Genomic DNA, 26,613 nt, shown 5'->3' on the forward strand with positions numbered 1-26,613 from the left:
CTGCAGTTCCTTACTTGCCCAATAATATGCGAGTGTACGGCGAATCGATAGGCAGCAATATGACCGGCTCGTTGTTCAGCGTCGTCACGTAGCTCTGCAAAGTCCGATAAAAGCTGTAAAACTCGGGATCTTTGCCGTAGGCCTGGTTGTAGATTTGCGCCGCTTCCTGCTCGCCCTGCGCGACGATCTTCTTCGCGTCCGCCTCGGCTTGGGCTAACAGCTCGGTAGCGGTACGGTCGGCCTTCGACGTGATTTTCCGCGATTCCTCGTCGCCTTCGGACAAGTAGCGCGCGGCGATCGCCTGACGGTCGGAAATCATCCGGTTGTAGACGCTCTCCTTGTTGCTCTCCGGCAAATCCGTCCGCTTGATGCGCACGTCGACGATCTCGATGCCGTAATTGTCGCGGATGATCGCGTCGGCTACGTCTTTCGTAATATCGTCGTTAATGTTGCCTCGCGCCGTATTCTCGCTAATTATATTATCATAGTTGACCTCTGAAAGCTTGCGCCGGACGGAATTGTACACCGCTTCGTCAATTCGCTGAATGCCCCCGCCGACCGTCTGGACCGTTTTCAGGAAGTTTTGCGGATTGCTGATTCTCCATACGGTGTAGTTGTCGACGATAATCGGCTTCTTGTCCTTCGTCAAAATCGAGGTCGGGTTGCTCTCGTACGTCATCTGGTATTTCGGCAGCGGAGAGACGTCCTCGATAAACGGAATTTTGAGATAAAGGCCCGGACTGCTTTCCACCCGCACCGCCTCGCCGAACTTCAGCACGACTTTGTACTCCCCTTCTTTGACGACAAAGAGAGAACCTCCGACGAGAATGAGGGCAAGAATGATCGACCCCGCCCAAATCAAGAGTTTTTTGTTCATGGCGACGTTCCTCCTTGCTGCTGTGCGCCCGCCGAGCCGGAAGCGCCCGAAGCGGAGCCGGAGTTCCGAAGCAGCTCGTTAAGCGGCAAATATTTGACTGTATCACCGGACGCAGAGTCGGAGATGATGATCTTCGCTTTAGGCAAAATTTTCTCCAGCGTCTCCATGAGCAGACGGCTTTCGGTAATGCCTTTGTTTTTCGCGTACTCCGCGTAAATCGCGTTGAATTGGGCGACGTCCCCTTGCGCGTTCAAAATCCGCGACTTCTTCACCGCTTCCGCGTTCTCCAACTGCGCCTGGGCTTCGCCGCGCGCTTTCGGAATTTTGTCGTTCTCGTATTTCGCCGCGTTGTTGATCTTCGTATTCTTCTCCTCGCGGGCGTTCGTAACCGCACGGAACGCTTCCTCTACTTGGCCGCTGGGAGGCTCGATATCCTGGAACTTGATGTCGATGATCTGGATGCCGGTGTGGTATTTGTTTTGCAGCTCCAGCAACTTCTCACGCACTTTGTCCTGGATTACCGTCTTCCCGTCCGTAATCGCGTAATCGAGCTTCTCCGAGCCGATGACGGAACGGATGGAGGAGCTGGCCGCGTTGCGCAAAAATTGCTCCGGATCGCTGATATTGTACAAATAATCGCGGACATTGCTGATTTTCCACTGGACGACGGCGTCCGCGGATACGATGTTCTCGTCCCCGGTAATCATCATCGCCTCTTCCTCTACCGGCGTCGAGACGTCTCCGTTTACGCGATAACCGATATGAATGCGCTGCGTCAGCTCCGCCGGCACGATGACGACCTTCTGGATCGGATAAGGCCATTTGAAGTGCAGCCCTGCCGTCGACTCCCCCGTATATTTGCCAAATGTCAGTATGGCGGCGCGCTCCTGCTCCTGTACCGTGTAGAAGCTGGAAGATCCGATCACCACGGCGACTAGCGCAACGACCCCGATAATGATCTTCTTCAGCATTCCCGGCGGCAGGTTGAGCGGATTTTCTTGCCGTTTCGGTATTTTTACCAGTTCCATGCGGCTTTGTTCCTCCTCGTCGGTTTTCAAAGTGTCTTTATTTGTTACGTGTTAGGCGGCTGTTACGTTTCAACTCATTTTCCAATCGGGGTTCGGGGGTAAGCCGCGAACAAAAAAACGCCCCGAAGGGCGGGTGTTTTTGCTGCGGCGGAGACGTCAAAAGGCGTTCGGAATGTGGCGGATTTCCGACACGGAGCCGTCGCTGCGGAAAGTCACGGCCACGACGTCGAAGCGCACGGTATCCGCGGCGTCCGCTTGCGTTCTCAAATAAATCTCCGCCAAGCCGCGCACCTGGCGGCATTTGCGCGGCGTTACCGCCTCAATCGCCGTACCGAAACGGGAAGCGCCTGTCCGCGAACGAACCTCCACGAAGACGACAATATCTCCGTCCCGGGCGATCAAATCCAGCTCGCCGGAACGGCAGCGCCAATTGCGCCGCTCCACGATCAGCCCGGCCTCGGCGAGATAGGCCGCAGCCGCCTCCTCGCCGGCGCGGCCGACGGCCGCCCTGCCGTCCTTCGCCTCGCCGCCATTCTTCTTCATGACCCGCCCTCCCCGCCGCCCTTGGCTTTCAGGCCGGCGCGACGATCGGAGCGGTACACGAAGCTAAGCACCTCGGCGACCAGCCTGTACAGTTCCGGCGGAATTTCCTGATTCAAATCGAGCTTGGAAAGCACCTCCACCAGAGAAGAGTCCTCCTGCAGCGGAACGCCGTGCTCCTGCGCCCGCCGCATGATCTCTTCCGCGATTACGCCTTGGCCTTTGGCGATCACGACCGGGGCCGAGCTTTTCTCGGGCTCGTATTTCAGTGCGACGGCTTTTTTCGGAATGTACTTTTTGTTGTCCGGACCCGCCTCGTTCATGCTCTATAGTCGACTCCCTTATACGGTTTGGCGGCGTAAGCTCCGGCGGCTACCGCTTTATGCGCGGAATCGACCGTTTGGGAAGCGGCGATCGAGCCGAGTTTCCACTGCGGCAGCGGAGACGAAGTCAGCGACAGCAACTGGAAGCCGGCAGTTGACATTCCCTCCGCCAGTTCCTCCCTCGCGCCTTCAATCAGATCCGCCATGCCGGGAAAATCGCTCAGCAGCTTCAAGGACACGATCCGATCGACGACCTGTACGTCAACGACAGTACCCCCAAGGTAACGCATGCGCAGGTCGAACAGCAGATGGCAGTTGTCGGTATCCCACTCGCCGCGGCGTCCCCGCCTCGTCTGCACATGGACGGTTGCAGTCGTGTCGCCGTCCGATCCGCGCATGGGAACGAACAGCGTCATATGGCTGAAGGGCGCCGCCATGCCCCGATCGGAGGAGAGCAGCAACTGCTGGCCGGTCACCTGGCTTGCCAGCGTCTGCGCCGCCTCGCGCAGCGCCGGCGGCACGTCGTCTCGCGCCGCAAGGGCAAGCAGCGCGCCCTTGAGCGTCTCCGCGGCCGGCCGCGCCTCCTGCCCGGGGGCGTCAGCCCCCGCAGGCGTCCCTGCCGCGGCCGGGTTAGGCCCGGCGTCCGGAAGGCCGCCGGGCAATCTCGCATCGGCGGCGTGCAGGAGCTGACGCTCATGCCCGACGCCGAGCCATTGCAGGAAGCGGCCGATCCACGCCGCTTCCGGCTTTGCCGCCGCCGACGCCTGCTGCTGTCCCGCAGCAGCGGCGTCGGCACGGCCATCGGCGCGGCGGCCGTCCGCGCCGTCTTGGGCAGCGGGGCGGCTTCCCGCCGCCGCTGCCCGCTCTTCGGCCGCCGGGAGCCGGGCGGCGGCCGCAGGATCTGCAGCCGGGCGCGAAGCTTCCGGCTGCATCTGCGCAGGCGCAGCCTGCGCGCCGCCCCTGCCGGCTAGCGGCGGAGCGGCTGCTCTTCCCGCGGCTGCGGCTCCGTCGCCGCGAGCAGGGGTTGCGTCGGCCGCGGCTCTGCCCGGCTCGCCTCCAGCACGCGCAGCCGCGGCGGCGTCGCGCGGCGCTGCGCCTGCTTCCGCCTTGGCGGCCGCTTCGCCTTTGCCCGCTTGAGGCTCGCTCGTCAGCAGCGCCTCTCCCTCCGCCAGAATAGATGCTCCCTGCGTCAGCAAAGCGGCTAGCCGCTGTCCTAATGCCGCCGCTTCCGGGGAGGCCGCCTTGCCCCCTCCGCTGTTTATCCAGCCGTCCAGCGCCGCGCGAAAGCTCGCCAGCTCCTCGTGAATCGGCGGTCCGGACAGCGCTTGCCTGAGCGACGCCAGCGTCGTCTCTGTCGGTTTCAATCCACGGCGGAACGCAACGTCCGCCGCGCTCGCCCACGATTCCGCGTCGACCCCGGACGGCTTCATGGCCATCGCCGCATTAAAGTTCGCAGCTGTATCCTTCCCGATCGGATACCCGTCCCGCTTCAGCCCGCGCACCAGCTCCATCGCCCACTTCTGATCCGACAAGCCGAACGATTTCAGCACGTCCTTCAAACCTTCTTCCGGCAGCGCGTCCGTGGCGTCGTTCAGCGGCTTCAACGTTACAAGGCCCCCGGCCCCGCCGGGCTGAACCTGCAGCAGCGTGCCCCTGCCGAGCGGCATTTCGGCGTCCAGCTTCGCTCTCACCTGCACGCCGTTAATATTTAGGAGAGCCTCCTCGTTGTCCAACATTTCCAGAAGCACGCCTCTGACGATTTGACCGATTCTCAGCTCCAGCGAACGGCTGTCCGTCGGCACGGCATCGCCCATTAACGCCCGCAGCATCGGACCGATGTTCATGCTCATGTCTTTCCCTCCCCGCAAACACCCTCCCCCTTAAAAAAAGGGGTTCAAAAAGTCCGCTTTTGATAATCCTCTATACTCGTACTTTATGTATCGGCACCCGGAAAGCCTTTCGTGAATCGCGTTCCTTGCTTAGAACAGCACTTGCTGCTCGACGCTTAGTCCCTTCAGAAAGCTCCGTCGATGCAGCGGCGTCGGCCCTAAATCCAGCAATGCCTGACGATGCGTTTTCGTCCCGTAGCCTTTATGTACCGCGATACCGTAGCCGGGATACAGCGCATCCCACACTTCCGCGCACAGCCGATCCCTCGTGACCTTAGCAACGATGGATGCCGCCGCGATCGACTGGCTTAAGCTGTCTCCTTTAATAATGGCCGTCTGGGCAATGTCGAGATCGATGCTCTCCGCATCGACGAGCAGATGCTCGGGCGCAATGCCGAGCCCCAATACCGCCTGCTTCATCGCCAGCCTCGACGCCTGTCGTATATTGATTTTATCGATGACGGACGGCTCGACTCTCGCCACCGACCACGCCAATGCTTCCTCTATAATCAACTCGTAAAGCCTATCCCGTTTTTTCTCGCTAATTTGCTTCGAATCGTTGACTTCCTCCAGTACGAGCCCGACAGGCAGCACGACCGCGGCCGCCACCACATCTCCGAACAGACAGCCCCGTCCGACCTCGTCCACGCCGGCTACGGCCGTCAATCCCCGCGACCACAGCTCGCTCTCGTAGGACAATCGGTTGAATTGTTCCATTGCATGTTCCTCCCCAAACCTCTTCCTTCCCATTGTCCGTTATCGCCGCCTATATGCCAAGCCTTTTTTTGCCCCCGCTTCCCTGTCGTTCGTCTCTCTCCCAACCCAATCCGCCTTGCAGATTCCCTTCATTTCCGGTATACTTTAAACACAGCACATACGTTCGTATTCACAACTCATTTCATATTGAATCTCTTTTATTTGCCGAAAAGGGGGCAGGGCTCGTGAGCGAGGCGAAGCTGGATCTTCTGTTAAGCAAGATGAACGACTTTCAACTTCAGCTAAACAGTCAGGGAGAGCACATTCGACAGTTGATCCACATTGTCGGGGCAACCAATGCGAAGCTGGAGGAGCTGACAGAGGAAGTTCATCAAGTTAAGGAAGACGTAGCTATTCTTAAAGACGACGTTTCTTTCCTCAAGCAAGACGTAACCATTCTCAAAGACGATGTTTTTATCCTCAAACAAGACTCAAGTCAACTCAAATCGGGCCAACAAACGTTGCTTGACATTCAGAAGGAGCAACAGAAAATTTTGGAGCGCCTATCCGTTCGTTCCATCTCCCATGAGGCGGATATTGCCGAGCTGAGAAAAATATAATCAAAGGGGATATGTACCGGACAAGCCCGGCACATATCCCCTTTTTTCGAGACGCAGCTACTCCAGAAACCGCGAACGCATATCCGGGGTCGGCAGAAGGCAGCTCTCGCTGCGGCCAAACCAGCGATAGCGCCGGCGCGCGACAAAGCGATATACCCGGTCGCGCACGAAACGCGGCACGACGATCGCCGGATAAGCGACAGACCACGGCCAGCCCAACTTCCTGCCGATTCGCAGCGCCGCCGTTGATTTCGTATAATACTTTCCGTTATCGACCATGACGAACGTTTCCAGCGCGTCCTCCGGCATGCCGCCCTCCTTCAGCAAGCGTCGTCCCAATTCCGACTGCAGCGAAGCAAAGCGAAAAACCGCACGCTTGTCCCGGCCCACGACAAATTTGGCAAGACCGTGGCACATGTTGCAGTGTCCGTCTATTAGCAATACGATCGGCTCGGATTGATTGCTTGTGCGCTTCATGACCACCGTCCCCTTTCTTGCTTTCATTGTACCTCTATTTTCCGCTCCCGCACAGACCAGGGCAGGCCAAGCAGGCCGTAGATCAATCTAGCCGCGGCGTACGGCGTCTGCGCATCACAAGCTTCTTATGCTCTCCGTGATCCCAACACAATTTCCTCCACCCAAGCGTCTCCGCTTTACCGAAAGCCACCCCAAGCTTCTCTGCTCTCCCGAAAACCGCCCTCAGTTTCCTTCTCTCCCGAAGCTTCCTATTCCCATTTCCTATTTTCTATTTTCTATTTCCTTCTACCTTTAACCCGTCCGTACTTTTTGGCATAGTCGATTATGCGTCGGTATGCCGATCTGTCCACGCTTTTTAAAGGATAATACTGCGGCCGCGTATTCGCTTCGAGGACCCAGTAACGACCCGCCTTGTCGACCGCCACGTCGAGGCCGATCTCGCGAAAACCGTCCCGATGGCGATCGAAGCATTGGCCCGTCGCTTCGCCGATCTGCCCCAGCTTTCGCTGTGCTTCGCCGGCCGAAGATTCCGAGTAACCGGCCCCCTTCATCGTTTTCTTAAAGCCGGCCACTTTCCCTCCGCTATGATAATTCGTAACGACCCTCCCTTTTTTCCCGATTTTGGCGAACAGCGCCGTCGTAACCCATTGGCTTCCGTCCTTCTGAACCATGACGCGAAGATCGAACGGCTTCCCGCCGGTATGCGCCAGATCAATGCCTCGCTGCAGCAAGTACTGCTTGCCGCCCGCGAGCGACTTCAACCGTGCGTACAGCTCGTCCGCCGACAATCCGCTTCGATTCCCGCCCGTCCCCTTTAAGCGATAGCTTCCCGCCTTGATCCGTTCAATGCGCGAGATCTTTTTCCCCCCGGTTCCTCTTGAGGGTTTGAAATATACGACTGCGTATCGGCTTAACATCGCCTCCAAACTTGCTCTTCCGAATAACCGGGTCTCCGGAACGAAAGGCCGCAAACTCGAATCGCCCAGCATCCATCCGGTTTTTCTCCACTTGCTTGCGATCGACTTGCTGGCGTACTTCACTTGCCTCCCCTCCTTTTTTCGCTTACTCCTGACAAAATAGAATATGTAAACCTGCCGGCTGCCCGTCACAGCGCAAGCGTACTTTTCAATACGAATCGGAAGGAGAATATTTGCCTGAATGGCTCCTCCGGGATGACCGTTCGGCTCCCCGACAGGTATAATTAAGAAAAGCGATACTGCGGCATAAAGGAGAGCGACCAGCCGATGACATCATCATGGCAAGATCCCTATATTCGAAACGACGAGGAGCAGGCCCTCGCAGCTTGGGCGGAACAATTGGCGTCCCGGTTCGCGACACGAGCGGAGCGACATGATCGGGAGGGCTCGTTTCCCTTCGAAAACTTCGCGGAGCTGCGAGAAGCAGGCTATTTGAAAATCACGGTTCCGAAGCGTTACGGAGGCGACGAATTGTCGCTGTACAACCTTGTTCAGCTGCAGGAACGGCTGGCATACGGCGACGGCTCAACCGCTCTCGCCGTTGGCTGGCATATCGGCCAAGTGCTTCACTTTCGTTCAAGCGGCAAGTGGCAAGAACCTCTCTTCGCCGAGTTGTGCCGTTCCATCGTCTCGGACGGAAAGATGATCAACACTTTTGCGAGCGAAGCGGCATCGGGCAGTCCGAGCAGAGGCGGCCGTCCCGAGACAATCGCCGTTAGGACCGATGGCGGCTGGCGCATTACGGGACGCAAAACGTTCAGCACGCTGTCTCCGATTCTCGATCGTTTTGTCGTGACCGCCTACGTGCCTGATGAAAATTGTCCGGGCGAATTTCTCGTAGAACGGACGGAGCGGGTAAGCATCGTCGAAACCTGGGATACGCTCGGAATGCGGGCGACCGGGAGCCACGATGTCGTGCTGGATGAAGTATTCGTCGGAGAGGATCGCAGAATTGCCGGCAAAGCCGAAGACGACGGAGGGGGCTGGCTGCTGCATATTCCCGCCTGCTATATCGGCATCGCTCGCGCGGCTAGAGACTATGCCCTGGAATTTGCCCGCACGTACCGACCGAATACGTTAAGCGAGCCCATCTCCTCCCTTCCTACCGTCCGGCACACAATCGGCGAGATGGAAGTCGAGCTAAGAACGGCCCGCGCGCTGCTGTACGAAGCGGCGGAGCGTTGGGATCGCGAGCGGAGTCGGCGGCCCTCGTTAAGACCGGAGCTTGGCTTGGCCAAGTATGCCTCCGTCAACAGCGCTATCCGAATTGTGGACTTGGCGATGCGAATCGTCGGAGGCGGCAGTCTGTCCCGCCGTTCGCCGCTAGAGCGCTATTATCGCGACGTACGCGCCGGCCTGCACAATCCGCCGATGGACAACGTTGTGCTGCAATTGCTGACCGACTCCGCTCTCGGGGAAGCTGTCGCAACGACGCCCCCGAGCGCTTAATCGCCCCAAACAAGAACGTACGTTTGCTATAGGACAACAATTATGATATGATTCCTTTCGAACCCCATTTCGATAAGGAGTGAGCTGTGTGCCGTTAAATGCCTACTTGAATTTCGACGGAAATACTCGGGAGGTCGCGCTTTTCTATGCCGAGGTGTTCGGCCTTGAGGAGCCCGTCATTCAGACGTTCGGCTCGATGCCTGCCGATCCCAACTATCCGCTTCCTCCGGAAGCGCAAGATCGGGTCATGCACACGTTTTTGAACATCGGCGGCAGCATGTTGATGTTCTCCGACACTTTTCCTGGAATGCCTTATCAACAGGGAACCAACCACTTCTCGCTGGCTCTCGTCCTCGACGACGAAAATGCGATCAGAGACGCCTTCCACAAGCTGAAAGTAGGCGGATCCGTCATGATGGAGCTTCAAGAAGTGCCTTGGAGCAAGGTGTACGGCAGCTTGACCGATAAGTACGGCATCTCTTGGCAGTTCTCCTTGGTGAGCGAACAAGCTTAAACTAAGCGACTTCTTCGCCTTCCTTGGAAGCAGCGCAACATCCGCAGACAGTTCAGCCAACCATAGATGATTTCGCCAAAACCAAAAGGATCGCCGGGGGACCTCTTCCCTGACGATCCTTTTGGTTTTTGGCAAACCGCCGTTTGACGATCTAGACCGACCTAGTCGAGTTAGGCCGCGCGAACTTCAAAATCATACAGCGAATAACCGTAAGGCGTGCCTCTCTGGGTACCATAGATTCTTACGTATTGCGCATCCATCGCGGCAAACGTAATTTCATCTACTCCCCCGTCTCCGGACGAAGTGCTATAGGCGTCCGTCCAAGCGCTTCCGTCCGTCGACAGTTGCACCTTGTAGCTCTTCGCGTATGCTGCTTCCCATACAAGCTTCACCTTGCCGATGCTGTGTACGGCTCCCAGATCGACCGCGATCCATTCCGGATCGGAGCCTTCCAAGCTCGCCCAGCGGGTCGTTCCGTCACCGTCCACCGCTTTGGCCGCCTCAAACCCCGAACCCTCGATCGAGCTGGACGTAATCGACTTTCCTAGCGCCAGGTCCGTGTTCGGCGAGCCTTGCAGCGTGGTCGCGCCGACTATGTCGCTGACCGCCGATTCGTTGCCCGCGGCATCATAGGCCGACACCGTATAGCTGTACCCGGTCAGCGGAGTCAGCCCCGTGTCGCTGAACGTCGTACCCGCTGCCATACCTACCTGAACTCCGTTGCGGTAAACCTTGTAGCCGGTCACCCCGACATCGTCCGTCGACGCCGTCCAGCTCAGATCGATCTGCGAGCCGGATACCGCCGTCGCCGTCAGCCCGGCCGGCTGCGTTGGCGCCTGCGTATCGGTATTTCCGTTCTGCGACGATAAAACGACCGGATCGGAGTTGTTGCGTACGCCAACCGCCTTGATGACCAGATTGTAATTTTCGGCGGAGTTGACGTTGCTGATCGTATAGGAGTAGGAGACCCGATTTTGTTCAACCGGAATATACGCGCTCCAATAGGCTTTACCGGTTACGCCGTCCAGCTTGTTGGTCTGCTCGTAAATTCGGAATCCGCGAACCGGCTCGCCGGTTGACGGCAAGCTCCAGGTAAGCGTCAACTGATTGCCGCTTACTGCAGCCATTGCGCCCGCTACCGGCTGCGGCTTGCCGTCCGTCCGCTTGATGCCGTATTGATCGTAGGCGGCAACCGAGGCTCCCTCTGCCGCTGTATAAGCGACGAAGGAGAGCGTATCCTGAGCTACCGATACATCGGTAAACATCTTTTTCCGCGGCTGCGTGTTGATCGCGGCGAAATAATCGTTATAACCCGGATATTTCTCATAAAACTTGTTGCCGAGAGAGTTGGACATCAGATAGATGGTCCCTTTCGGATTGACCGCATTGCCGCTAGCATCGTACGTGATTGAAGATGTCGGGACGACCTGATCGTTATACATCTGGTACGACCTCATATACATATGGTCATGCGCTTCGAACACCATATCGATGCCCATCTCGTCGAAGGCGGTAACTAAATATTTCTTATAAAATTTTACCCGACTGTCTTCATATTGCCCTGAATTGTCCCCTGCCGAATAAGGACCTTTGTGGAACGTCACGAACTTCCACTTCTTGTCGCTTCTGGCCACGGTGTTTTTCATCCACTGCACCTGATCCCAAAATTGCGGATCGACATTAGTGGCGCTGCCGTTGCTGCTCAATTTCCCTTCGAATTGCGAGTTAAAAACGAGGAGCAGCGCATCGCCGTATTCGAACGAATAGACGGAACCGTCATGCGTATTCGCGATCGTCTGCCGCGGCAAATTGAAATGGTTGTAAAAATTATTGTTCGCCGTTGTCGTATCTCCCTGATAATCCAGAACTTCATGCCCGCCGAGCACAGGTACGATCGGTACTTGCAGCAACGAGTTTTGCGCCACACCCAACATCCACTGCCACTGCTCCTCCAGATCGCCGTTGTCGACCAAATCTCCGGCATTAATCAGAAACTTGGGAGATCCGATCGTATTGATCGCTTTAGTGAAAGTGTCCGCCCAGGGCATAAAGCTGGACTCGCTGGAAGCCTGGGAGTCGGAACCGGCGATAAAATGAAACGGTTGATTCACGGCGTGATCCGTCGTGAAGGAACCGATCGGCCCCCATCCGTCCGCGGCACCGTTGCCTACTTGGAACTTATAAGCGGTTCCAGGCGTCAATTGATCCGCAATGACCTTATGACTGACAAAGCTCTTTTTGTTGTTGGAGCTGCGATCGGATTTTGTGACATAGGTTTGAATCGTTTCCGCCGTGCCCTGATAGGTCAACGTTCCCTGCGCCGGAAAAACGTTGCCGACCACTGCCGCAGCTTCCACCACCCGAACGACCGACCCCGTCATCAGATTCGTATACCAGGCGAAGGCAACACTCGTCCGGGGGTCGCCGTTAAACGTCATATTGATCAGCTTAGGCGCGGTGCCGACCGGGCTGTTCGGAAGCGTTGTTGCGCTTATCGAGCTGCTGGCCGCCGAGACGTTGCCTGCCGCATCCTTGGCTTTCACAGTGAACGAATACGACGTGCCGGCAGTTAATCCGCTAACCGTCGCGCTCGTTCCGGCCACGCTTGCGGCCAGCGTAGAGCCGCGGTATACCTCGTATCCCGTTACACCGACGTTGTCGCTCGAAGCGCTCCAGGACAGCGATACGGTAGAAGATGAAGTACCTGTTACGGCGAGATTGCCGGGCACTGTCGGAGCGGTCGTATCGGCCGGCGCGTTTCCTGAAGGCCATACCTCGAATTCGAACAGGGAATAGCCGTAGGACGTGCCTCTCTTCGTGGCGGAAATTCTGACGTGACGCGCGTCTCTTGCCGCAAACGTAATTTCGTCCGTTCCGCCATCGCCGGATGTCGTGCTATAAGCATCCGACCAAGAGCTTCCGTTCGTCGAAGTTTGAATCTTATAGCTCTTGCCGTACGCAGCTTCCCATAAGAGCTTTACCTTGCCGATGCTGTGCACAGCGCCTAGGTCGACCGCGAACCATTGCGTATCTGACCCTTCCACGCTCGCCCAACGAGTCGTACCGTTGCCGTCCACCGCTTTGGCCGCTTCAAACCCCGAGCCTTCGATCGAGCTGGCGGTAGCCGTTTTTCCGAGCGCAAGGTTCACATAAGATGAGCCTTGCAGCGTGGTCGCACTGGCGGCAGCGCTGGCCGTCGATTGATTGTTGGCGGCATCATAAGCGGATACCGCGTAGCTGTAGCTGGTCTGCGGAACAAGCCCGGTATCGCTGAAAGTCGTACCTGTTGCCGTTCCTACCTGCGTCCCATTACGTAAAATTTTGTAGCCGGTCACTCCGACATTGTCTGTCGACGCCGTCCAGCTCAGATTAATCTGCGTACCGGATGCGGCTATCGCCGTCAGCCCGGTCGGCTGCGTCGGCGCCTGGGTATCCGGCGCGCTTGCCGCAATCGGATTCCACCAGTTGCCGGACATGAACAGCATCGTCATCAGATTGTAGGAATCGCTGTAGTAGCCGTCCGTCTGATTGATCATCCAACTCCAACCGGTATTCACCCACGCCTGGTTGCTGCTGCTGGCAGTTCCCGCAGCAATGAACGGAGCTGCGAATACGGCTGCCGGATAACTGGCCGAGCCGGTCACCGTGCCGTTAAGCTTGTAGCCGTCCTTCACATTGTTCGGGTTGCTGCTTGTTTTTCCTTTGATCCACGTAGCAATTTTGTCGACAATCGCCTTCCCGCGCGCGTCTCCGGACACGGCATAATCCATCACGATGCGCAAAGGCATCCGACAGGCGTTGTAGTTGTATTCGTTCGTTTCCAGAAATTCGCCCAAGTAGTCGGACGGAGCCGGCTGCGGCGGGTTCCCGACGACGAAATCCGATATTAGGCCGGTAGTAGAAGAATAGCTGCTGCTGAAGTCGCTATAGACCGTGTACAAGTTGTTGATGACGTTCAGCCAAGTCTGATCGCCCGTCACGGCGTAGAACGCTCGCATATGACCCAGCATCCAGTCCGAAGGCCGAGTATTGAGCGCGGTTTTCGAATCCCAATCGCCCAGATTCAATCGGTTGCCTGTCGTGACATTGCTGGCTTTGATTCCGTTCGTAATCATATTTTGCGCTTCGGCCAAATAATTGATCGTGCCGCTTGAACCCCACTGCCGATCGGCCAAAATCAGCGAGTAAGCAATGTCCATATCTCCGTCCGTTGCCGAAGAATAGTGACCCTGTGCGCCGGCGGCATCCGCGACGATCCAGCCCATCAGATTGGCATTTCTCTTGCTGTGGTACGCTCTGGCCGTCTTGAACAAACCGTCATAAATCGTCTGAGCATTCGGATCGTGTCCGGCCATAAGCACGGTAATAATCATGCCGTAACCTTGCCCCTCCGACGATCCCAGCGCATTGTAGCCTTCCGTAGGTCCCGTTACCCCGCCTTTGACATAATAGCCGCCCGGCAGAGAGCTCAGATTGTTCTTCAAGTAACTGGATTTCCAACTGTTATAATACGATGCGACCGAGGCATTCATTGCCGCCTGCGTCACATTGTTCGGTTTTGTAATGCCCGGATAGTTCACCGCCTGCGGGAAGGGCCGCGACGGGGCCGCCGCGTAGGCCGTATTGGCAGGTGCGAGCGGAGTCAAGCCCAATACGGACACGAACATGGCGAATACCAGCAATGACGATACGATAGACGAGTACTTCCTTTTAGAATTCATCCAAATCTCCTCCCGATTAATTAGATTTGAACATAACGAAACGTAATCGCGGCCTCCTTTCGGAATAATCGTTAAACCGCTCCATCTATAATTAAAGCGCTTTAACCTATAAAAAATGAGCTGCCTCTGCCTGTGCCATCCTGGGACGACCAAATTTCTTCTGCAGGGCAACTCCGCTGATCGCCGCACTCAATCCGTTGCACGCTGTGGATAAAAGGTTGGACAGACGAGTCTCTTAAAATCATCACATAGTTTAATCGCTTTAACTTTATGTCTAAAAAAATATGAAGATTCTTGTATACAACAGAAATAAACCGACGATTACTTTCCAAAAGTTAAAGCACTTTAACTTTCTTTATTATATTGGAAGCATTGTATGGAATGCAACACATTTTTTCTACGGCTGACCAACTGACTTACACATAGCTGACTATATAAGTTGGATTATTGAAGGTGAGTCTATCTCAATCCAAAAGGGATGGTTTTGCCGACTTCTGGCAAAGGTCGAACGTCCGAAAGGGCGCGTAAGGGTCCCGCAGACCGTCCAGCGGTTCAAATCCGATCGCGTAACGGCCTCTCAGACCGCTAGAGGGCGGCATCCGCTCGATTTCGATCATGTAACGGTCTCTCAGACCGTTAGAGGCGCCCATCTGCTCGATTTCGATCGCGTAACGGCCTCTCAGACCGTTAGAGGCGCCCATCTGCTCGATTTCGATCGCGTAACGGCCTCTCAGACCGTAAGAGACGTCCAATTGCTCAAATCCGATCGCGTAACGGCCTCTCAGACCGTTAGAGACGTCCAATTGCTGAAATCCGATCGCGAACGGCCTCTCAGACCGGTTAGAGGCGCCCATCTGCTCGATTTCGATCGCGTAACGGTCTACCAGGCCGTTAGAAGCAGTTAGTTCGAATGGCGTTACATGTTTTTTCGGAAAGCTCGCCTTGCGAATGTTTCCTTGCAAGCGGGGCCTGCACATGAATTGGTCCGTCATAGTTTTTTCACTCTATGCCCTGGCTCATAAAAAAATCCCCGACGGGGTACCCCGCGGAGATTGGATGATCGTATTCTTTGATCGTTAGCGTTGCTTTAGGATTACATCTGCATCTCTTCCGGCTTTTCGAATGTAATCCGACCGAGCTTGCCTGAGCGCAAGTCACGCAGCAGCACCGTTGCCGCCTTCTCGTAATCGACATGGCCGCCGCTGACAATGCAGCCTCTGCGCCTGCCGATGCTTTCCAGCACCTCAACGGCCGCCTGCATATCCGGCAGCTCGGAAGGCAGATCCGTCAAACCGTAGCGCTCTCCGAGTACCTGTCCATATTGCTCGACCAGCACTTTTAGCACAAAACAAGCGACCTCGTCCAGATGAAGAATATCTTCCTTGATCGCTCCCGTCGCGGCCAATCGGTTGCCGACGACAGGATCCTCGAACCTCGGCCACAAAATTCCCGGCGTATCGAGCAGCTCCAGTTCGCCCCCGAAACGAATCCACTGCTGCCCCTTTGTCACCCCGGGCCGGTCTCCGGTTACGGCAATGTTGCGTCCGGCCAGCCGGTTGATCAGCGTTGATTTGCCGACATTCGGAATGCCGACGATCAGGGCGCGAATCGGGCGCGGCTTCATCCCCTTGGCGATCTGACGATCGATCTTCTCCTTCAGCAGCTCTTTCGCCTTACTGGCCAACTCCTTGACTCCCGCCCCCGCATTCGCGTCGATCGCATGCACGGCCAAGCCTTGCTCGCGAAAAAAACGGCTCCATTCCGTCGTTTTCTCAGGATCCGCCAAGTCCGCTTTATTAAGCAGCACGAGTCTTGGCTTCTCGCCTATAATCTCGTCTATCATCGGATTGCGACTGGAGCTTGGAATTCGGGCGTCCAGCAGCTCGAACACGACGTCGATCAGCTTCAGCTTCTCTTCAATCTGCCGCCTCGCTCGGGTCATATGCCCGGGAAACCATTGAATCGTCATGGTGATTCACCTTCCTTACCTATAACAACGGGGCCTTCCCGTCGGTCATCGCGCGATGATCGGGGAATGGCCCCTTGTGTTTGCTATAATCGGTTTAATGCTTGACCAACTTGAAATCTTTGATCGGCCAGAAAATCAAGTCGGCGCGGCCGACAATCCGATCCGTCGGAATATATCCGATCATTCGGCTGTCTTCGCTATTCGAGCGATTATCCCCCATCACGAACACCGTTCCCTCCGGCACGACTCCGTCCGGAAAAGAACCGTTCGGAAAATTGGAGCGCTCTTCGCGATAGCGGTTGTAAAGCTCGCCCTGAGCATGAGCTTCTTCGTAAGCTTCCTGCAAATAAGTTTCGTCAAGCGGTTCTCCGTTTATGTATACCTGATCGCCGTCGACCTTGACCGTCTCGCCAGGCAGCGCGATCACCCGCTTAATAAAATCGCGGCCTTCCTCCGGCACGTGAAACACGATCACTTCTCCGCGCTTCGGTTCGCGTATGTCGTAAATGATTTTGTTGACGATAATCCGTTCGCGGTTCCAAAAGTTAGGCTCCATGGACGGCCCGTCGACGATAAAAGGACTAAGCAGAAACCAGCGGATCACGAGCACCAGAACGCCGGCGATCGCAAGCGCCTTGATCCATTCCACCAGCTCATTCCCCTGGCGCTTCGGCGGCTTCGCGCTTCGGCTGCCCCGGGTCGCCTCGGAAAACGTCTCCGTCTCGCTGCCGGAATGAACAGCGCGGTCATCCGCGGCCGAGTTCGTTCCCAGCTCGGCCGATTCGTTTGGTTTGGAATTGTCATTGTGATCCATTCGTAATCGCCTCTAGCTTTCTGGTAAATATGCAAAAAGGAGGACTTGAACGTCGCCAAGCCCTCCTCTGTCGTCCATTATCGAATTTCTTTAATACGTGCTGCCTTACCGCGCAGGTTGCGCAGGTAGTACAGTTTCGCGCGGCGAACTTTACCGCGGCGAGCCACTTCGATTTTCTCCAGGCGCGGAGAATGTACCGGGAAGGCACGCTCTACGCCTACGCCGTACGAGATTTTGCGAACCGTGAAGGTTTCGCTGATTCCGCCGCCGCGGCGCTTGATTACGACGCCTTCGAACAGCTGAACACGCTCGCGGGAACCCTCGACGACTTTTACGTACACTTTCAGCGTATCGCCAGGACGGAAGCTTGGAATGTCCTTACGCAGCTGCTCTTGCGTGATCGCTTGAATCAGATTGCTCATTTGTGTTCACTCCTTCCCTAACAGACGTTCGTACCCCGCTCCCCGAATACCCTGCATTCGGATCTTGGCGTGCAGAGGACCGTCCTACTCGTTCCATTTTGTCTGTCCGAAGCCGAACGAAGACAAAACAACATTTGAAATTATATCATATTCCCGCCCAAAAATACAACTGTTACGTTCAATTTTCTGCCGAATTTTCCCGCTGCACATGAAGGCCGTCCAACCATATCCGCTCTTCTTTGGTCAACTCGGCCCGGTCCAGCAGCTCCGGTCGGCGAGCGAGCGTTCGCTCCAGCGATTGCCGCCTACGCCACTTCTCGATCTCCGCATGGTGTCCGGACAGCAAAGCGTCGGGAACCTTCCAGCTTCTGAACTCCGCAGGCCGAGTATAGTGCGGATACTCAAGCAGGCCATCGCTAAACGAGTCTGTAACGGCCGACTGTTCGTTGCCGAGCACACCGGGCAGCAGCCGAACGACCGCGTCCGTGACGACCATTGCAGGCAGCTCTCCTCCGGTCAATACGTAATCCCCAACCGACAGCTCGTCCGTCACCAAGTGCTCGCGGATTCGCTCGTCGTAGCCTTCGTAATGACCGCAAATAAAAATCAAGTGCGATTCCTCGGATAGCTCGCGGGCGATCTCCTGCGTGAACGGTCTGCCCTGCGGACACATGAGAATAACGCGCGGCTTGCGCGCTTCTTCTCCGTCTTCCGCCCGCCTTGACCTCTCCAGGACATGCTCCACCGCGCCGAAGATCGGCTCGGCCTTGAGCACCATGCCGCCGCCGCCGCCGTAAGGCATATCGTCTACCGTGTTGTGTTTATTATTGGCGAAGTCGCGAAAATTAAGCGTATTGAGCGACACAATGCCTTTGTCGTGCGCCTTGCCCAAAATGCTTGATCCGAACACGCCCGCGAACATTTCCGGAAAAAGCGTCAATACGTCTATCCGCATCAGAGCAGCCCTTCCATCAGATGCACTTTGATTTTACGCGCGGCAACGTCGACGTCGAGCACAACGTCGTCAATAACCGGCAGCAGCAGCTCCTTGCCCTTGGGCATTTTGACAACCCAAATATCGTTCGCTCCGGGAGACAAAATATCGGTCACCTTGCCCAGCGTCTCGCCTTCTTCCGTGACCACCTCGCAGCCGACGATATCCTGAACGTAATATTCGCCCTCTTCCAGCGGTACGCGCTCGTCCTCGGTTACTTTAAGCTCCCAGCCCTTATATTTTTCGACCTGATTAATATTGTCGAAGCCTTTGATCTTTAAGACGTACATCTTCTTCTGCTCGCGCGCCGAGACGATCTCGATCATGACCGGGTCGCCCGCCTCGGGCGGAATCATCAGCAGCTTGCCGCCTTGCTTAAACCGCACCTCCGGAAAATCGGTCTGGGGCCATATCTTCAGCTCCCCTTTGATTCCATGAGTGTTGACAACTTTTCCGACGTTAAGCAAACGCCCCTCCGACATGCAACTAGCTCCTTCCATTATGCGCCAAAGCTCTCTCTATCATATCGCATTGGCCTCCGAATTCGCAAACATCCGCAGCCGCACGGCTCTCGCATTTTCGTCCTGTTCATGACAAAAGACCGCACCATGCTGACGCACGATACGGCCCTCTTAGCCTATTATTCCGAGACAATATCCACGATGACGCGCCTCCGCTCCTTCACGGCGGCGGATGAGACGACTGTGCGCAGCGCCTTGGCGATGCGCCCCTGCTTGCCGATAACTTTGCCGACATCGTCGGGATGCACGGAAAGCTCGTACACCAGGCCTCTCGCGTCTTCCCTGACCTGTATCTGCACGTCTTCCGGGTGATCCACAAGCGCTCGGGCAATTACCCGAATCAATTGTTCCATGGCTCAGCCCTCCGGTTAGAGACTGCATTGAAATCAAGTATCGCTCATTTCGCCGCAGCTCCTTGGAGACTGCATCGAAATCAAGTATCGTTAATTTCGCCGCAGCTCCTTAGTGACAGGATTACTTCTGGAGCTTGGATTCGTGGAACTTCTTCAAAACGCCGGCTTTGCTGAGCAGGTTGCGAACGGTATCGGACGCTTGTGCGCCGTTTTGCAACCATTTCAACGCTTTTTCTTCGTCGATTTGTACTTGAGCCGGTTGAGCAACCGGATTGTACACGCCGATTTCTTCAATAAAACGACCATCGCGCGGGGAACGGGAATCCGATACGACTACGCGATAGAACGGAGCTTTGTGAGCGCCGATCCGTTTCAAACGAATGCGAACTGCCATGTGACTTTCACCTCCTTGACAAGAGTAGGAATGGGGAATCCTGTTCTCTTTAGAACGGGAACTTCATGTTTTTGCCTTTTCCTCCGAACATGCCTTTGAGCGCCTTCATGCCGCCCTTCGGTCCTTTCGGGCCCATCATGCCGGAAAACTGCTTCATCATCTTCTTCATATCCTCGAACTGCCGGAGCAGCCGATTGACGTCGGCCAGCGTCGTGCCGCTTCCTGCGGCAATCCGCTTGCGGCGGCTGTAGTTGATGATGTCGGGCTTATGCTTCTCCGCCTTCGTCATCGACTTCGCGATCGCTTCCGTGCGGGCGATCTGCTTCTCGTCGATCTTGAAGTTCGGGTTGTTCTTCACCTTGCTCATGCCCGGAAGCATGTCGAGCAGTTGATCGAGCGGTCCGAGCTTGCGCACCTGCTCCATCTGTTCGAGGAAATCGTCGAAGGTGAACTCGGCGGTGCGCATTTTGCGCTCCATCTCGGCCGCCTTATCCTTGTCCATCGTCTCCTGCGCCTTCTCGATCAGCGACAGCATGTCGCCCATGCCGAGAATCCGCGAAGCCATCCGATCCGGGTGGAACGCTTCGAGCTGATCGATCCGCTCTCCCGTCGAAGCAAACTTGATCGGGCAGCCGGTTACCGCTTTGACCGACAGCGCCGCGCCGCCGCGCGTATCGCCGTCGAGCTTCGTCAACACGACCCCGGTCAACGCAAGCTGCTCATGGAAGCTCTTGGCGACGTTGACGGCTTCCTGGCCGGTCATCGCATCGACGACAAGCAGCACTTCGTCCGGCTTAACCGCCGCATGAATGTCCTTGATTTCCTGCATCAGCTCTTCGTCGATCTGCAGACGGCCCGCCGTATCGATCAGAACATAATCGTTGCCTTGATCCTTGGCCAGTTGAACGCCCTGTTTCGCAATCTCGACGGGACTGACTTTGTCGCCCAGCGTGAACACCTGAGCGCCGATCTGTTCGCCAAGCACCTCAAGCTGCTTGATCGCGGCGGGACGATAAATATCTCCCGCGACGAGCAGCGGCTTATGGTTCTGCGATTGCAGCAGTTTCGCCAGTTTGCCTGTCAGCGTCGTTTTACCCGCACCCTGCAGACCGGCCATCAGAATGACCGTCGGAGGCTTGTTCGCCTTCGCCAGCTTCTCCTGCGTGCCGCCCATCAACTCGGTCAATTCCTTGTTGACGATATCGATAATAACCATCGCCGGCGTAAAGCTCTTCTGCACTTCCTGGCCGGTCGCGCGCTCCTTCACCTTGGCGATGAAGTCTTTGACGACCTTGAAGTTTACGTCCGCTTCCAACAGAGCGAGACGCACCTCGCGCATCGCTTCGTTAACGTCGTCCTCCGAAACTTTGCCGCGGCCCTTCAGCTTCCCGAATACGTTCTGCAGTCGGGTTGTCAATCCTTCAAATGCCATCTTCCCATCCCTCCTTCGGAACGGTTATTTTGAGAGGTAGTTCAAAAAGTCCGATTTTGATCACGAAGCGTTTCAAGAAGCGGATTCGACATCGAATCTTGGACTCAGCCGGGTCTTCCGGTACTCACGTAGCTTCCACTACGCTCCGTTCCTCATCACCGGTCTTCGTTCAATCTTCTCGGTGCTGAAAACCGAACTTTTTGAACATGTACTTTTATTGCCTCGGCTATCCGCACTTTACGGATGTGCCAATCATTCCGCGCTTCTCAGCAAAGCTGCGGTGCTTGCGAGAGACTGTCGCCACTCTGTCGGCAATCCGGCAATCTGCTCTTCCAGCAAGTCGATTCCCGCGTTCAGCCGGCTATGTTTTGCCGCAAGTCCAAGCTTCGCCTCGTACTCTTCCAGCACCTGCCCGGCGCGCTTCAAGTGCTCGTAAACCGCCTGTCGGCTGATCCGGAAATCCTCGGCGATCTCGCCCAGTGTATAATCATCGTGGAAATAACATTTCAGGAACGTCTGCTGCTTGTCGGTTAACAAGGGCCCGTAAAAATCATACAACTCATTGATTCGGTTCGTCTTCTCAAGCGCGTTCTCCCCGCTCACAATGGCTGCTCCTCTCATTCCCTGGCCGCGCGATGCGATTTCGTCGTTCGTTAATCCGCATCTCCGTGCTTTCGGTGTCAAGGAAAAAGACTTTACATCTCTAACGCTTCGCCTATCATACCGAAAAGAAAACAGGATGTCAAGGAAAATACCTTAACATCCCTCTCACAGACTTATTTGAATGTTTTACGGCTATTCTTGTGGATTGTCGTCTTCCTTCTCCTCGGTTCCGGCCATGCCCGAGAACAAAGCGTGCACGAACTGATCGGCGTCGAATTCCTGCAGATCGTCCATCTTCTCTCCCAGTCCGACGAACTTGACCGGCAGCTTCAACTCGTTGCGGATCGCAATGACGATGCCGCCCTTGGCCGTTCCATCAAGCTTCGTCAGCACCAATCCGGTTACGCCGCTTTTCTCTCCGAACAGCTTTGCTTGCTGCAGCGCGTTCTGCCCCGTCGTTCCATCCAACACGAGCAGCGTCTCATGCGGAGCGCTCGGAATTTCCCGCTGAATGACGCGGTGAATTTTCGCCAACTCTTCCATCAGGTTATGCTTGTTCTGCAGACGACCGGCCGTGTCGCAGATCAGCACGTCGACATTGCGCCGTTTCGCTTCCTGAACCGCGTCGAACATGACAGCCGCCGGATCAGCGCCCGAGACTTGCTTGATGACGTCTACGCCAACGCGCCCGCCCCACACTTCGAGCTGTTCGATCGCTCCCGCGCGGAACGTGTCGCCTGCGGCTAGCAGCACGTTCTTGCCTTGTTGCTTGTAGCGCCAGGCAAGTTTGCCGATTGTCGTGGTTTTTCCTACTCCATTGACGCCGACGAACAGGATAACCGTAATGCCGTTCGGATTTTCCTTCAGACCGACTTCGTCTCCCGAGCCCCGCAGCATCTCCACAAGCTTCTCGGACAAAATCGGCTGCAGTTGAGCCGGCTCCTCAATTTTGCGCTTCTTCACCTCATCGCGCAGCTCGTCGATCAGCGCCATTACCGTATTCACGCCGACGTCCGCGCCGATCAAAATTTCTTCAAGCTCCTCGAAAAACTCCTCGTCGATTTTTTTACGGCGGCTAAACAGCTCGCCTACCTTACCAACGAGCGCGTCGCGCGTCTTGGCCAGACCGTCGCGGAATTTGCTTGTCACCGCCTCCGTCTTGGACGCAATGCTCTCCTTCAACCTCTTAAAAAAACCCATTCTCGCTCCTCCAACCCTGTTGCAATTGCACGCGAGCACTCCCTTTACGCTGCTTGGGAGTTGCCGACCGTACAATCGCCATCATTTCGACGAACTTATAATCTCGAACGGTCTAGCAGACCGTTACAGCCCTCTTGCGCCACTTTCTAGGTCCGTTAACGGCCAATCAGACCGTTACAGCTCTCACACGGCAATTTCCGCGCCTTCTAACGGTTCCACCAGAACGTTACGCCGTCGCAACCATATCGTCCGTTTCTTCCAAGCGAACCGATACCAGCTTGGATACGCCGCCTTCTTCCATCGTGACCCCGTACAGCACGTCGGCTTCTTCCATCGTGCCTTTACGGTGCGTAACGACGATAAACTGCGTCGAATCGGAAAACTCCCGCATGTACTGCGCATAGCGAGCCACATTGGCCTCGTCCAGCGCCGCTTCGACCTCGTCCAGCACACAGAACGGCACCGGCTTGACGTGCAAAATCGCGAACAGCAAGGCGATCGCGGTTAGCGCCCGTTCGCCGCCCGACAGAAGCTGCAGGTTCGTCAGCTTTTTGCCCGGAGGCTGAGCGACGATGTCAATGCCCGTATCCAGCGGCTTATCCGGCTCGGCCATCACCAAATCCGCCCGGCCGCCGCCGAACATGCGCGAGAATACGACGACAAAATGCTTGCGAATCTCCTCGAACGTCGTGCGGAATCGCTTGGACATCTCTTCGTCCATCTCGCGGATAATGCCGTGCAGCTTCGTCTTCGCTTCAATCAGATCGTTCTCTTGCGCCGATAGGAAGTCGTAACGCTCGGATACGCGTTTGAACTCCTCGATCGCGCCGAGATTCACATCGCCTAGAGACGAAATTTTGCGCTTCATGTCGCGCACCTCGTTCTGGGCGCCCGCGACGTCCTCCGGAACCGGGTAACGCTCCTTCGCCAGCTCGAAGCCGATTTCGTACTCTTCGGTCAGCTTGCGCAGCAGGTTGTCCAGCTCGACGTCCATCCGGTTGACCGCAATCTCCGCCTGACGCAAGCTCTCGTCGACGTTTCGCAGCTTGGCCCGCTGGTCCTTCGTCTCGCCTTCCTTGCGCTCCAGCTCCCGTTGCTTTTCGGCCCGGTCGGCCCGCTTGAACTCGAGATTCTCGGTCAGTTGCTTCTTGCGGATCCGAAGGTCGTTGAGCTTCTCGCGCTGCTCGACCGATTCCTGCTGCGTCCGCTCGGCCTCAGCCTCATTGTGTTCAAGCGACTCTTTAAGCTGCTTGAGTTCGCCCGTCAAGCGACCGAGATCGGACCTATGGCGGGCAAGCTGCTCGCCCAGAGACGCGCGATCCTGCTCCATCCGCGCAATCGCGACCTTCAGCTCGGTCAGCGCCGCTTGCAGCTCTTCCTTCGCGGACGCGCTCTTGCGGCGAAGCTCCTCCGCTTCGCGAATGCGCTCCTGAATGCGCTGCTCCTCACTCGTCAGCGCGGCCAACCGCTTCTCGGCGTCTTCCTTGCTCGCACCCAACGCCCCGGCCTCGGCAGCAAAGGCCGCCTTCTCGCCATCCATCGCCAGGCGCTGTTCCTCCAGCAGCCGCTCTTCCTGCTCAAGCTGCGCGATTTCGGCTGAAACCTGCTGCTCTCTAAGCCGCTCCTGCTCTCCCTGACCGCGCAGCTGCTCGATGTTTTGCGCAACCTGCGCCAATTCTTTCTTCAGGTCGTCTACCGCTGCGCGCGCTTTTTCGCGCGCCTTCTCGGCTTCCCCGATATCGCGTTCCAACTCTTCGAGCTGACGCTGGCGTCCAAGGAGGTTGGCCGACTTCTTCTGCAGGCTGCCCCCGGTCATCGATCCGCCGGCGTTAACGACGTCGCCGTCGCGCGTAACGACGCGATAGCGGTATTGGAGCCTAGAGGCGATGCGGTTCGCCTGCTCCAGCGTCTCCGAGATCAACACGCTGCCGAGCAGGCTGCCGACAATCGCGCCGTACTTCGGATCAAAGCCGACCAACTCGGCGGCAACCCCGATAAAGCCCTCGGCCTGCTCCAGCATCCGGCGATCGCCGTCGGAAATCGATCTTGCCCGAATAACGTCAAGCGGCAGGAAAGTCGCCCGGCCGGATTGGCGCTGCTTCAAGTGGGCGATCGCCGCACGCGAGCTTTTCTCATTCTCCATGACGATATGCTGCAGCGCCGCGCCGAGCGCGGTTTCAATCGCCGTCTCCAAATCTCCCGGCACGCTGACGAGCTCGGCGACTGCGCCATGCACGCCATGCAGAGTGCCGCGCTTCGACGCCTTCAGCACTTCGCGAACGCCGTGCTGGAAGCCGTCATAATCGTTCTGAAGCTCCTTGATCGTATCGCGCCGAGAGACGAGCGCTTCTCTGCGCTGCTCATGACGCCGCACCGAAATCTGATCCTCCTCCAGCTTGCGCTGAAGCTCGGAGGAGCGGGCTCCCTCTGCGACATAACGGTCGCGCGCTTCATGCAGCGAACGGGCGACTTCCGCCAGCTTCTCTTCCAATCGCTCGCGCTTGGCGTCCAGCGCCTCAACTTGCTCGCGCCATTTCGCTTCCTCTTCCGCAATGCGCGTCATCCGCCGCTCCAACACCTCGCGCTGGCCTTCGCCGTAGCGAATGTCGTTGCGCGCCTGCGCCATCGCATTTAACGTGTCGAACAGCTCCGCTTTCAGCCGTTCCTCGACTTCCGTGCTGCCGTCGGCCAGAGCCAATCGGTCCTCTTCCTCCGCCAGCTTGACGAGCGCAGCCTCCAGCTCGCCCTCCAATGCGGCGCGCTTCTCCTTGAGCACGCGCTCCTCTTCCGTAGACAGAGCAAACCGTTCTTCCGCTGTGGCAATCGACTGTCTTAGTCCGTTGCCGGTGCGTTCGAGATGGCCGCGCCGTTCGTTCAGCAATTCGACGTGACCTTCCGTCTTCTCCGTGTCTTCGCTGCAGCGGAGCAGCTCGTCCTGCAGCTTCTCCAACAGCTCCTCGAGCTGAACGAGCGTCTGACGCTCCTCCTCCAAAATCGCATCATGCTTGCTTACGAAAGTGGACAGGCCTGTCTGCTCTTCGCGCAGCGTATTCAACCGCTCGCTCGTCTGCGTCCAGGAGGAGTGCACGCCTTCGATCTGATGAACGTATAAGGCGATTTCCTTATTTTTCAGTTCTTCCTTCAGCGTCTTATAAGTTTCGGCCTTCGCGGCCTGGTCCCTCAGCGGCTCGATCTGCCCGTTTAGCTCGCTGACGAGATCGTGAATCCGCAGCAGATTGTTTTCGGTATCCTCAAGCTTCTTCTGCGCTTCCTTCTTACGGCTCTTATATTTCACAATTCCCGAGGCTTCCTCGAAAATGCCGCGGCGATCCTCCGAGCGCGTACTTAATATCTCCTCGATCCGGCCTTGTCCGATGATCGAATACGCTTCCCGTCCGATCCCCGTATCCATGAACAGCTCGGTAATGTCCTTTAGTCGGCACGGCTGCTTGTTGATCAAGTATTCGCTTTCCCCGTTGCGGTGCACCCGGCGCGTAACCGTTACCTCGCTGAAATCAAGCGGAAGCGCTTTGTCCGCGTTGTCCAGCGTGAGCGACACTTCCCCGAAATTAACGGCCTTACGGGAGTCGCTGCCCGCGAAAATAATATCCTGCATATTGCCGCCCCGCAGCGACTTGGCGCTTTGCTCGCCGAGTACCCAGCGAATACCGTCGGAGATGTTGCTCTTGCCGCTGCCGTTCGGCCCGACGACGGCGGTAATTCCGCGAACGAATTCAAGTTCGGTACGGTCTGCGAACGACTTAAACCCAGTCAGCTCGATTCTTTTCAAAAACATAAGG

General features: G+C 56.6%; 24 protein-coding genes and 1 pseudogene. 3 read left to right on the top strand and 22 right to left on the bottom strand.

Going from position 1 to position 26,613, the window contains the following annotated elements:
• Positions 1–10: 10 nt before the first annotated feature.
• The 6 genes from hflC to J4772_RS16765 form a co-directional block, all read right to left on the bottom strand.
• Positions 11–877 (bottom strand): protease modulator HflC, encoded by an 867-nt coding sequence (hflC, locus tag J4772_RS16740; RefSeq protein ID WP_209076263.1) that lies wholly within the window; start codon positions 875–877, stop codon positions 11–13.
• A complete protein-coding gene (gene hflK / locus J4772_RS16745) occupies positions 874–1,905 on the bottom strand; it encodes an FtsH protease activity modulator HflK (protein WP_209076265.1) in 1,032 nt (343 codons plus the stop codon). The genes hflC and hflK overlap by 4 nt, the downstream gene beginning before the upstream one ends.
• Positions 1,906–2,061: 156 nt before the next feature.
• Complete coding sequence (locus J4772_RS16750; protein WP_209076267.1) at positions 2,062–2,448, bottom strand: YraN family protein; 387 nt, start codon at positions 2,446–2,448, stop codon at positions 2,062–2,064.
• Complete coding sequence (locus J4772_RS16755) at positions 2,445–2,768, bottom strand: EscU/YscU/HrcU family type III secretion system export apparatus switch protein (protein WP_116059497.1); 324 nt, start codon at positions 2,766–2,768, stop codon at positions 2,445–2,447. The genes J4772_RS16750 and J4772_RS16755 overlap by 4 nt, the downstream gene beginning before the upstream one ends.
• Positions 2,765–4,618, bottom strand: a complete 1,854-nt coding sequence (locus J4772_RS16760; RefSeq protein WP_209076269.1) for a hypothetical protein — start codon at positions 4,616–4,618, stop codon at positions 2,765–2,767. Before J4772_RS16760 ends, J4772_RS16755 begins: the two co-directional genes overlap by 4 nt.
• A 129-nt stretch (positions 4,619–4,747) precedes the next feature.
• Positions 4,748–5,374: a ribonuclease HII gene (locus J4772_RS16765; RefSeq protein WP_246016422.1), complete on the bottom strand. Its 627-nt coding sequence runs from the start codon at positions 5,372–5,374 to the stop codon at positions 4,748–4,750.
• Between the two features lie 224 nt (positions 5,375–5,598).
• Here J4772_RS16765 and J4772_RS16770 point away from each other — a divergent pair, with 224 nt between their 5' ends.
• Complete coding sequence (locus tag J4772_RS16770; RefSeq protein WP_209077681.1) at positions 5,599–5,973, top strand: hypothetical protein; 375 nt, start codon at positions 5,599–5,601, stop codon at positions 5,971–5,973.
• Positions 5,974–6,030: 57 nt separating this feature from the next.
• Here the strand turns inward: J4772_RS16770 and J4772_RS16775 are convergent, their stop codons facing one another.
• Both J4772_RS16775 and J4772_RS16780 read right to left on the bottom strand, forming a co-directional pair.
• The gene (locus tag J4772_RS16775; RefSeq protein ID WP_209076270.1) at positions 6,031–6,450 is read right to left on the bottom strand and encodes a thiol-disulfide oxidoreductase DCC family protein; all 420 of its coding nucleotides are present in this window, start codon (positions 6,448–6,450) and stop codon (positions 6,031–6,033) included.
• A gap of 275 nt (positions 6,451–6,725) precedes the next feature.
• On the bottom strand, positions 6,726–7,490 hold the full coding sequence (locus tag J4772_RS16780; RefSeq protein ID WP_209076272.1) for a YheC/YheD family protein: 765 nt from the start codon (positions 7,488–7,490) through the stop codon (positions 6,726–6,728).
• Between the two features lie 204 nt (positions 7,491–7,694).
• Between J4772_RS16780 and J4772_RS16785 the strand changes: the two genes are divergently transcribed.
• Entirely contained in the window at positions 7,695–8,876 is a 1,182-nt protein-coding gene (locus J4772_RS16785) for an acyl-CoA dehydrogenase family protein (protein ID WP_116059491.1), read from the top strand.
• An 88-nt stretch (positions 8,877–8,964) separates the two neighbouring features.
• Positions 8,965–9,390: a VOC family protein gene (locus J4772_RS16790; RefSeq protein ID WP_116059490.1), complete on the top strand. Its 426-nt coding sequence runs from the start codon at positions 8,965–8,967 to the stop codon at positions 9,388–9,390.
• 170 nt (positions 9,391–9,560) lie between these two features.
• Here J4772_RS16790 and J4772_RS16795 read toward each other — a convergent pair whose 3' ends face one another.
• The 14 genes and pseudogenes from J4772_RS16795 to smc all read right to left on the bottom strand — a co-directional run bounded on the left by J4772_RS16795 (position 9,561) and on the right by smc (position 26,609).
• Positions 9,561–12,866, bottom strand: coding sequence for a discoidin domain-containing protein (locus J4772_RS16795; protein ID WP_371822903.1), 3,306 nt, complete (start codon positions 12,864–12,866; stop codon positions 9,561–9,563).
• Positions 12,840–14,111 (bottom strand): annotated as a pseudogene (locus J4772_RS37565) (glycosyl hydrolase family 8); the annotation flags it as partial. The gene J4772_RS16795 and the pseudogene J4772_RS37565, both read right to left, overlap by 27 nt.
• 464 nt (positions 14,112–14,575) lie before the next feature.
• On the bottom strand, positions 14,576–15,103 hold the full coding sequence (locus tag J4772_RS16800; protein WP_209076276.1) for a hypothetical protein: 528 nt from the start codon (positions 15,101–15,103) through the stop codon (positions 14,576–14,578).
• Between the two features lie 101 nt (positions 15,104–15,204).
• On the bottom strand, positions 15,205–16,080 hold the full coding sequence (ylqF, locus tag J4772_RS16805) for a ribosome biogenesis GTPase YlqF (protein WP_209076278.1): 876 nt from the start codon (positions 16,078–16,080) through the stop codon (positions 15,205–15,207).
• A 94-nt stretch (positions 16,081–16,174) separates the two neighbouring features.
• Positions 16,175–16,894, bottom strand: a complete 720-nt coding sequence (lepB, locus tag J4772_RS16810; RefSeq protein ID WP_116059488.1) for a signal peptidase I — start codon at positions 16,892–16,894, stop codon at positions 16,175–16,177.
• Between the two features lie 77 nt (positions 16,895–16,971).
• The gene (gene rplS, locus J4772_RS16815) at positions 16,972–17,316 is read right to left on the bottom strand and encodes a 50S ribosomal protein L19 (protein ID WP_116059487.1); all 345 of its coding nucleotides are present in this window, start codon (positions 17,314–17,316) and stop codon (positions 16,972–16,974) included.
• A 178-nt stretch (positions 17,317–17,494) separates the two neighbouring features.
• A complete protein-coding gene (gene trmD, locus J4772_RS16820) occupies positions 17,495–18,271 on the bottom strand; it encodes a tRNA (guanosine(37)-N1)-methyltransferase TrmD (protein ID WP_209076280.1) in 777 nt (258 codons plus the stop codon).
• Positions 18,271–18,792 (bottom strand): ribosome maturation factor RimM, encoded by a 522-nt coding sequence (gene rimM / locus J4772_RS16825; protein ID WP_116059485.1) that lies wholly within the window; start codon positions 18,790–18,792, stop codon positions 18,271–18,273. Before rimM ends, trmD begins: the two co-directional genes overlap by 1 nt.
• Positions 18,793–18,950: 158 nt before the next feature.
• A complete protein-coding gene (locus J4772_RS16830; RefSeq protein ID WP_116059484.1) occupies positions 18,951–19,184 on the bottom strand; it encodes a KH domain-containing protein in 234 nt (77 codons plus the stop codon).
• A gap of 121 nt (positions 19,185–19,305) precedes the next feature.
• Complete coding sequence (gene rpsP, locus J4772_RS16835; protein WP_094050759.1) at positions 19,306–19,578, bottom strand: 30S ribosomal protein S16; 273 nt, start codon at positions 19,576–19,578, stop codon at positions 19,306–19,308.
• Between the two features lie 49 nt (positions 19,579–19,627).
• Positions 19,628–21,010: a signal recognition particle protein gene (gene ffh / locus J4772_RS16840; RefSeq protein ID WP_116059483.1), complete on the bottom strand. Its 1,383-nt coding sequence runs from the start codon at positions 21,008–21,010 to the stop codon at positions 19,628–19,630.
• 252 nt (positions 21,011–21,262) lie between these two features.
• Complete coding sequence (gene ylxM / locus J4772_RS16845) at positions 21,263–21,613, bottom strand: YlxM family DNA-binding protein (protein WP_116059482.1); 351 nt, start codon at positions 21,611–21,613, stop codon at positions 21,263–21,265.
• A gap of 192 nt (positions 21,614–21,805) precedes the next feature.
• The gene (ftsY, locus tag J4772_RS16850; protein ID WP_209076283.1) at positions 21,806–22,813 is read right to left on the bottom strand and encodes a signal recognition particle-docking protein FtsY; all 1,008 of its coding nucleotides are present in this window, start codon (positions 22,811–22,813) and stop codon (positions 21,806–21,808) included.
• Positions 22,814–23,039: 226 nt separating this feature from the next.
• Positions 23,040–26,609, bottom strand: a complete 3,570-nt coding sequence (gene smc, locus J4772_RS16855; protein ID WP_116059480.1) for a chromosome segregation protein SMC — start codon at positions 26,607–26,609, stop codon at positions 23,040–23,042.
• Positions 26,610–26,613 lie beyond the last annotated feature (4 nt).

Origin of the sequence: Cohnella sp. LGH, assembly GCF_017671885.1 — a bacterium.
GTDB classification, from domain to species: domain Bacteria; phylum Bacillota; class Bacilli; order Paenibacillales; family Paenibacillaceae; genus Cohnella; species Cohnella phaseoli.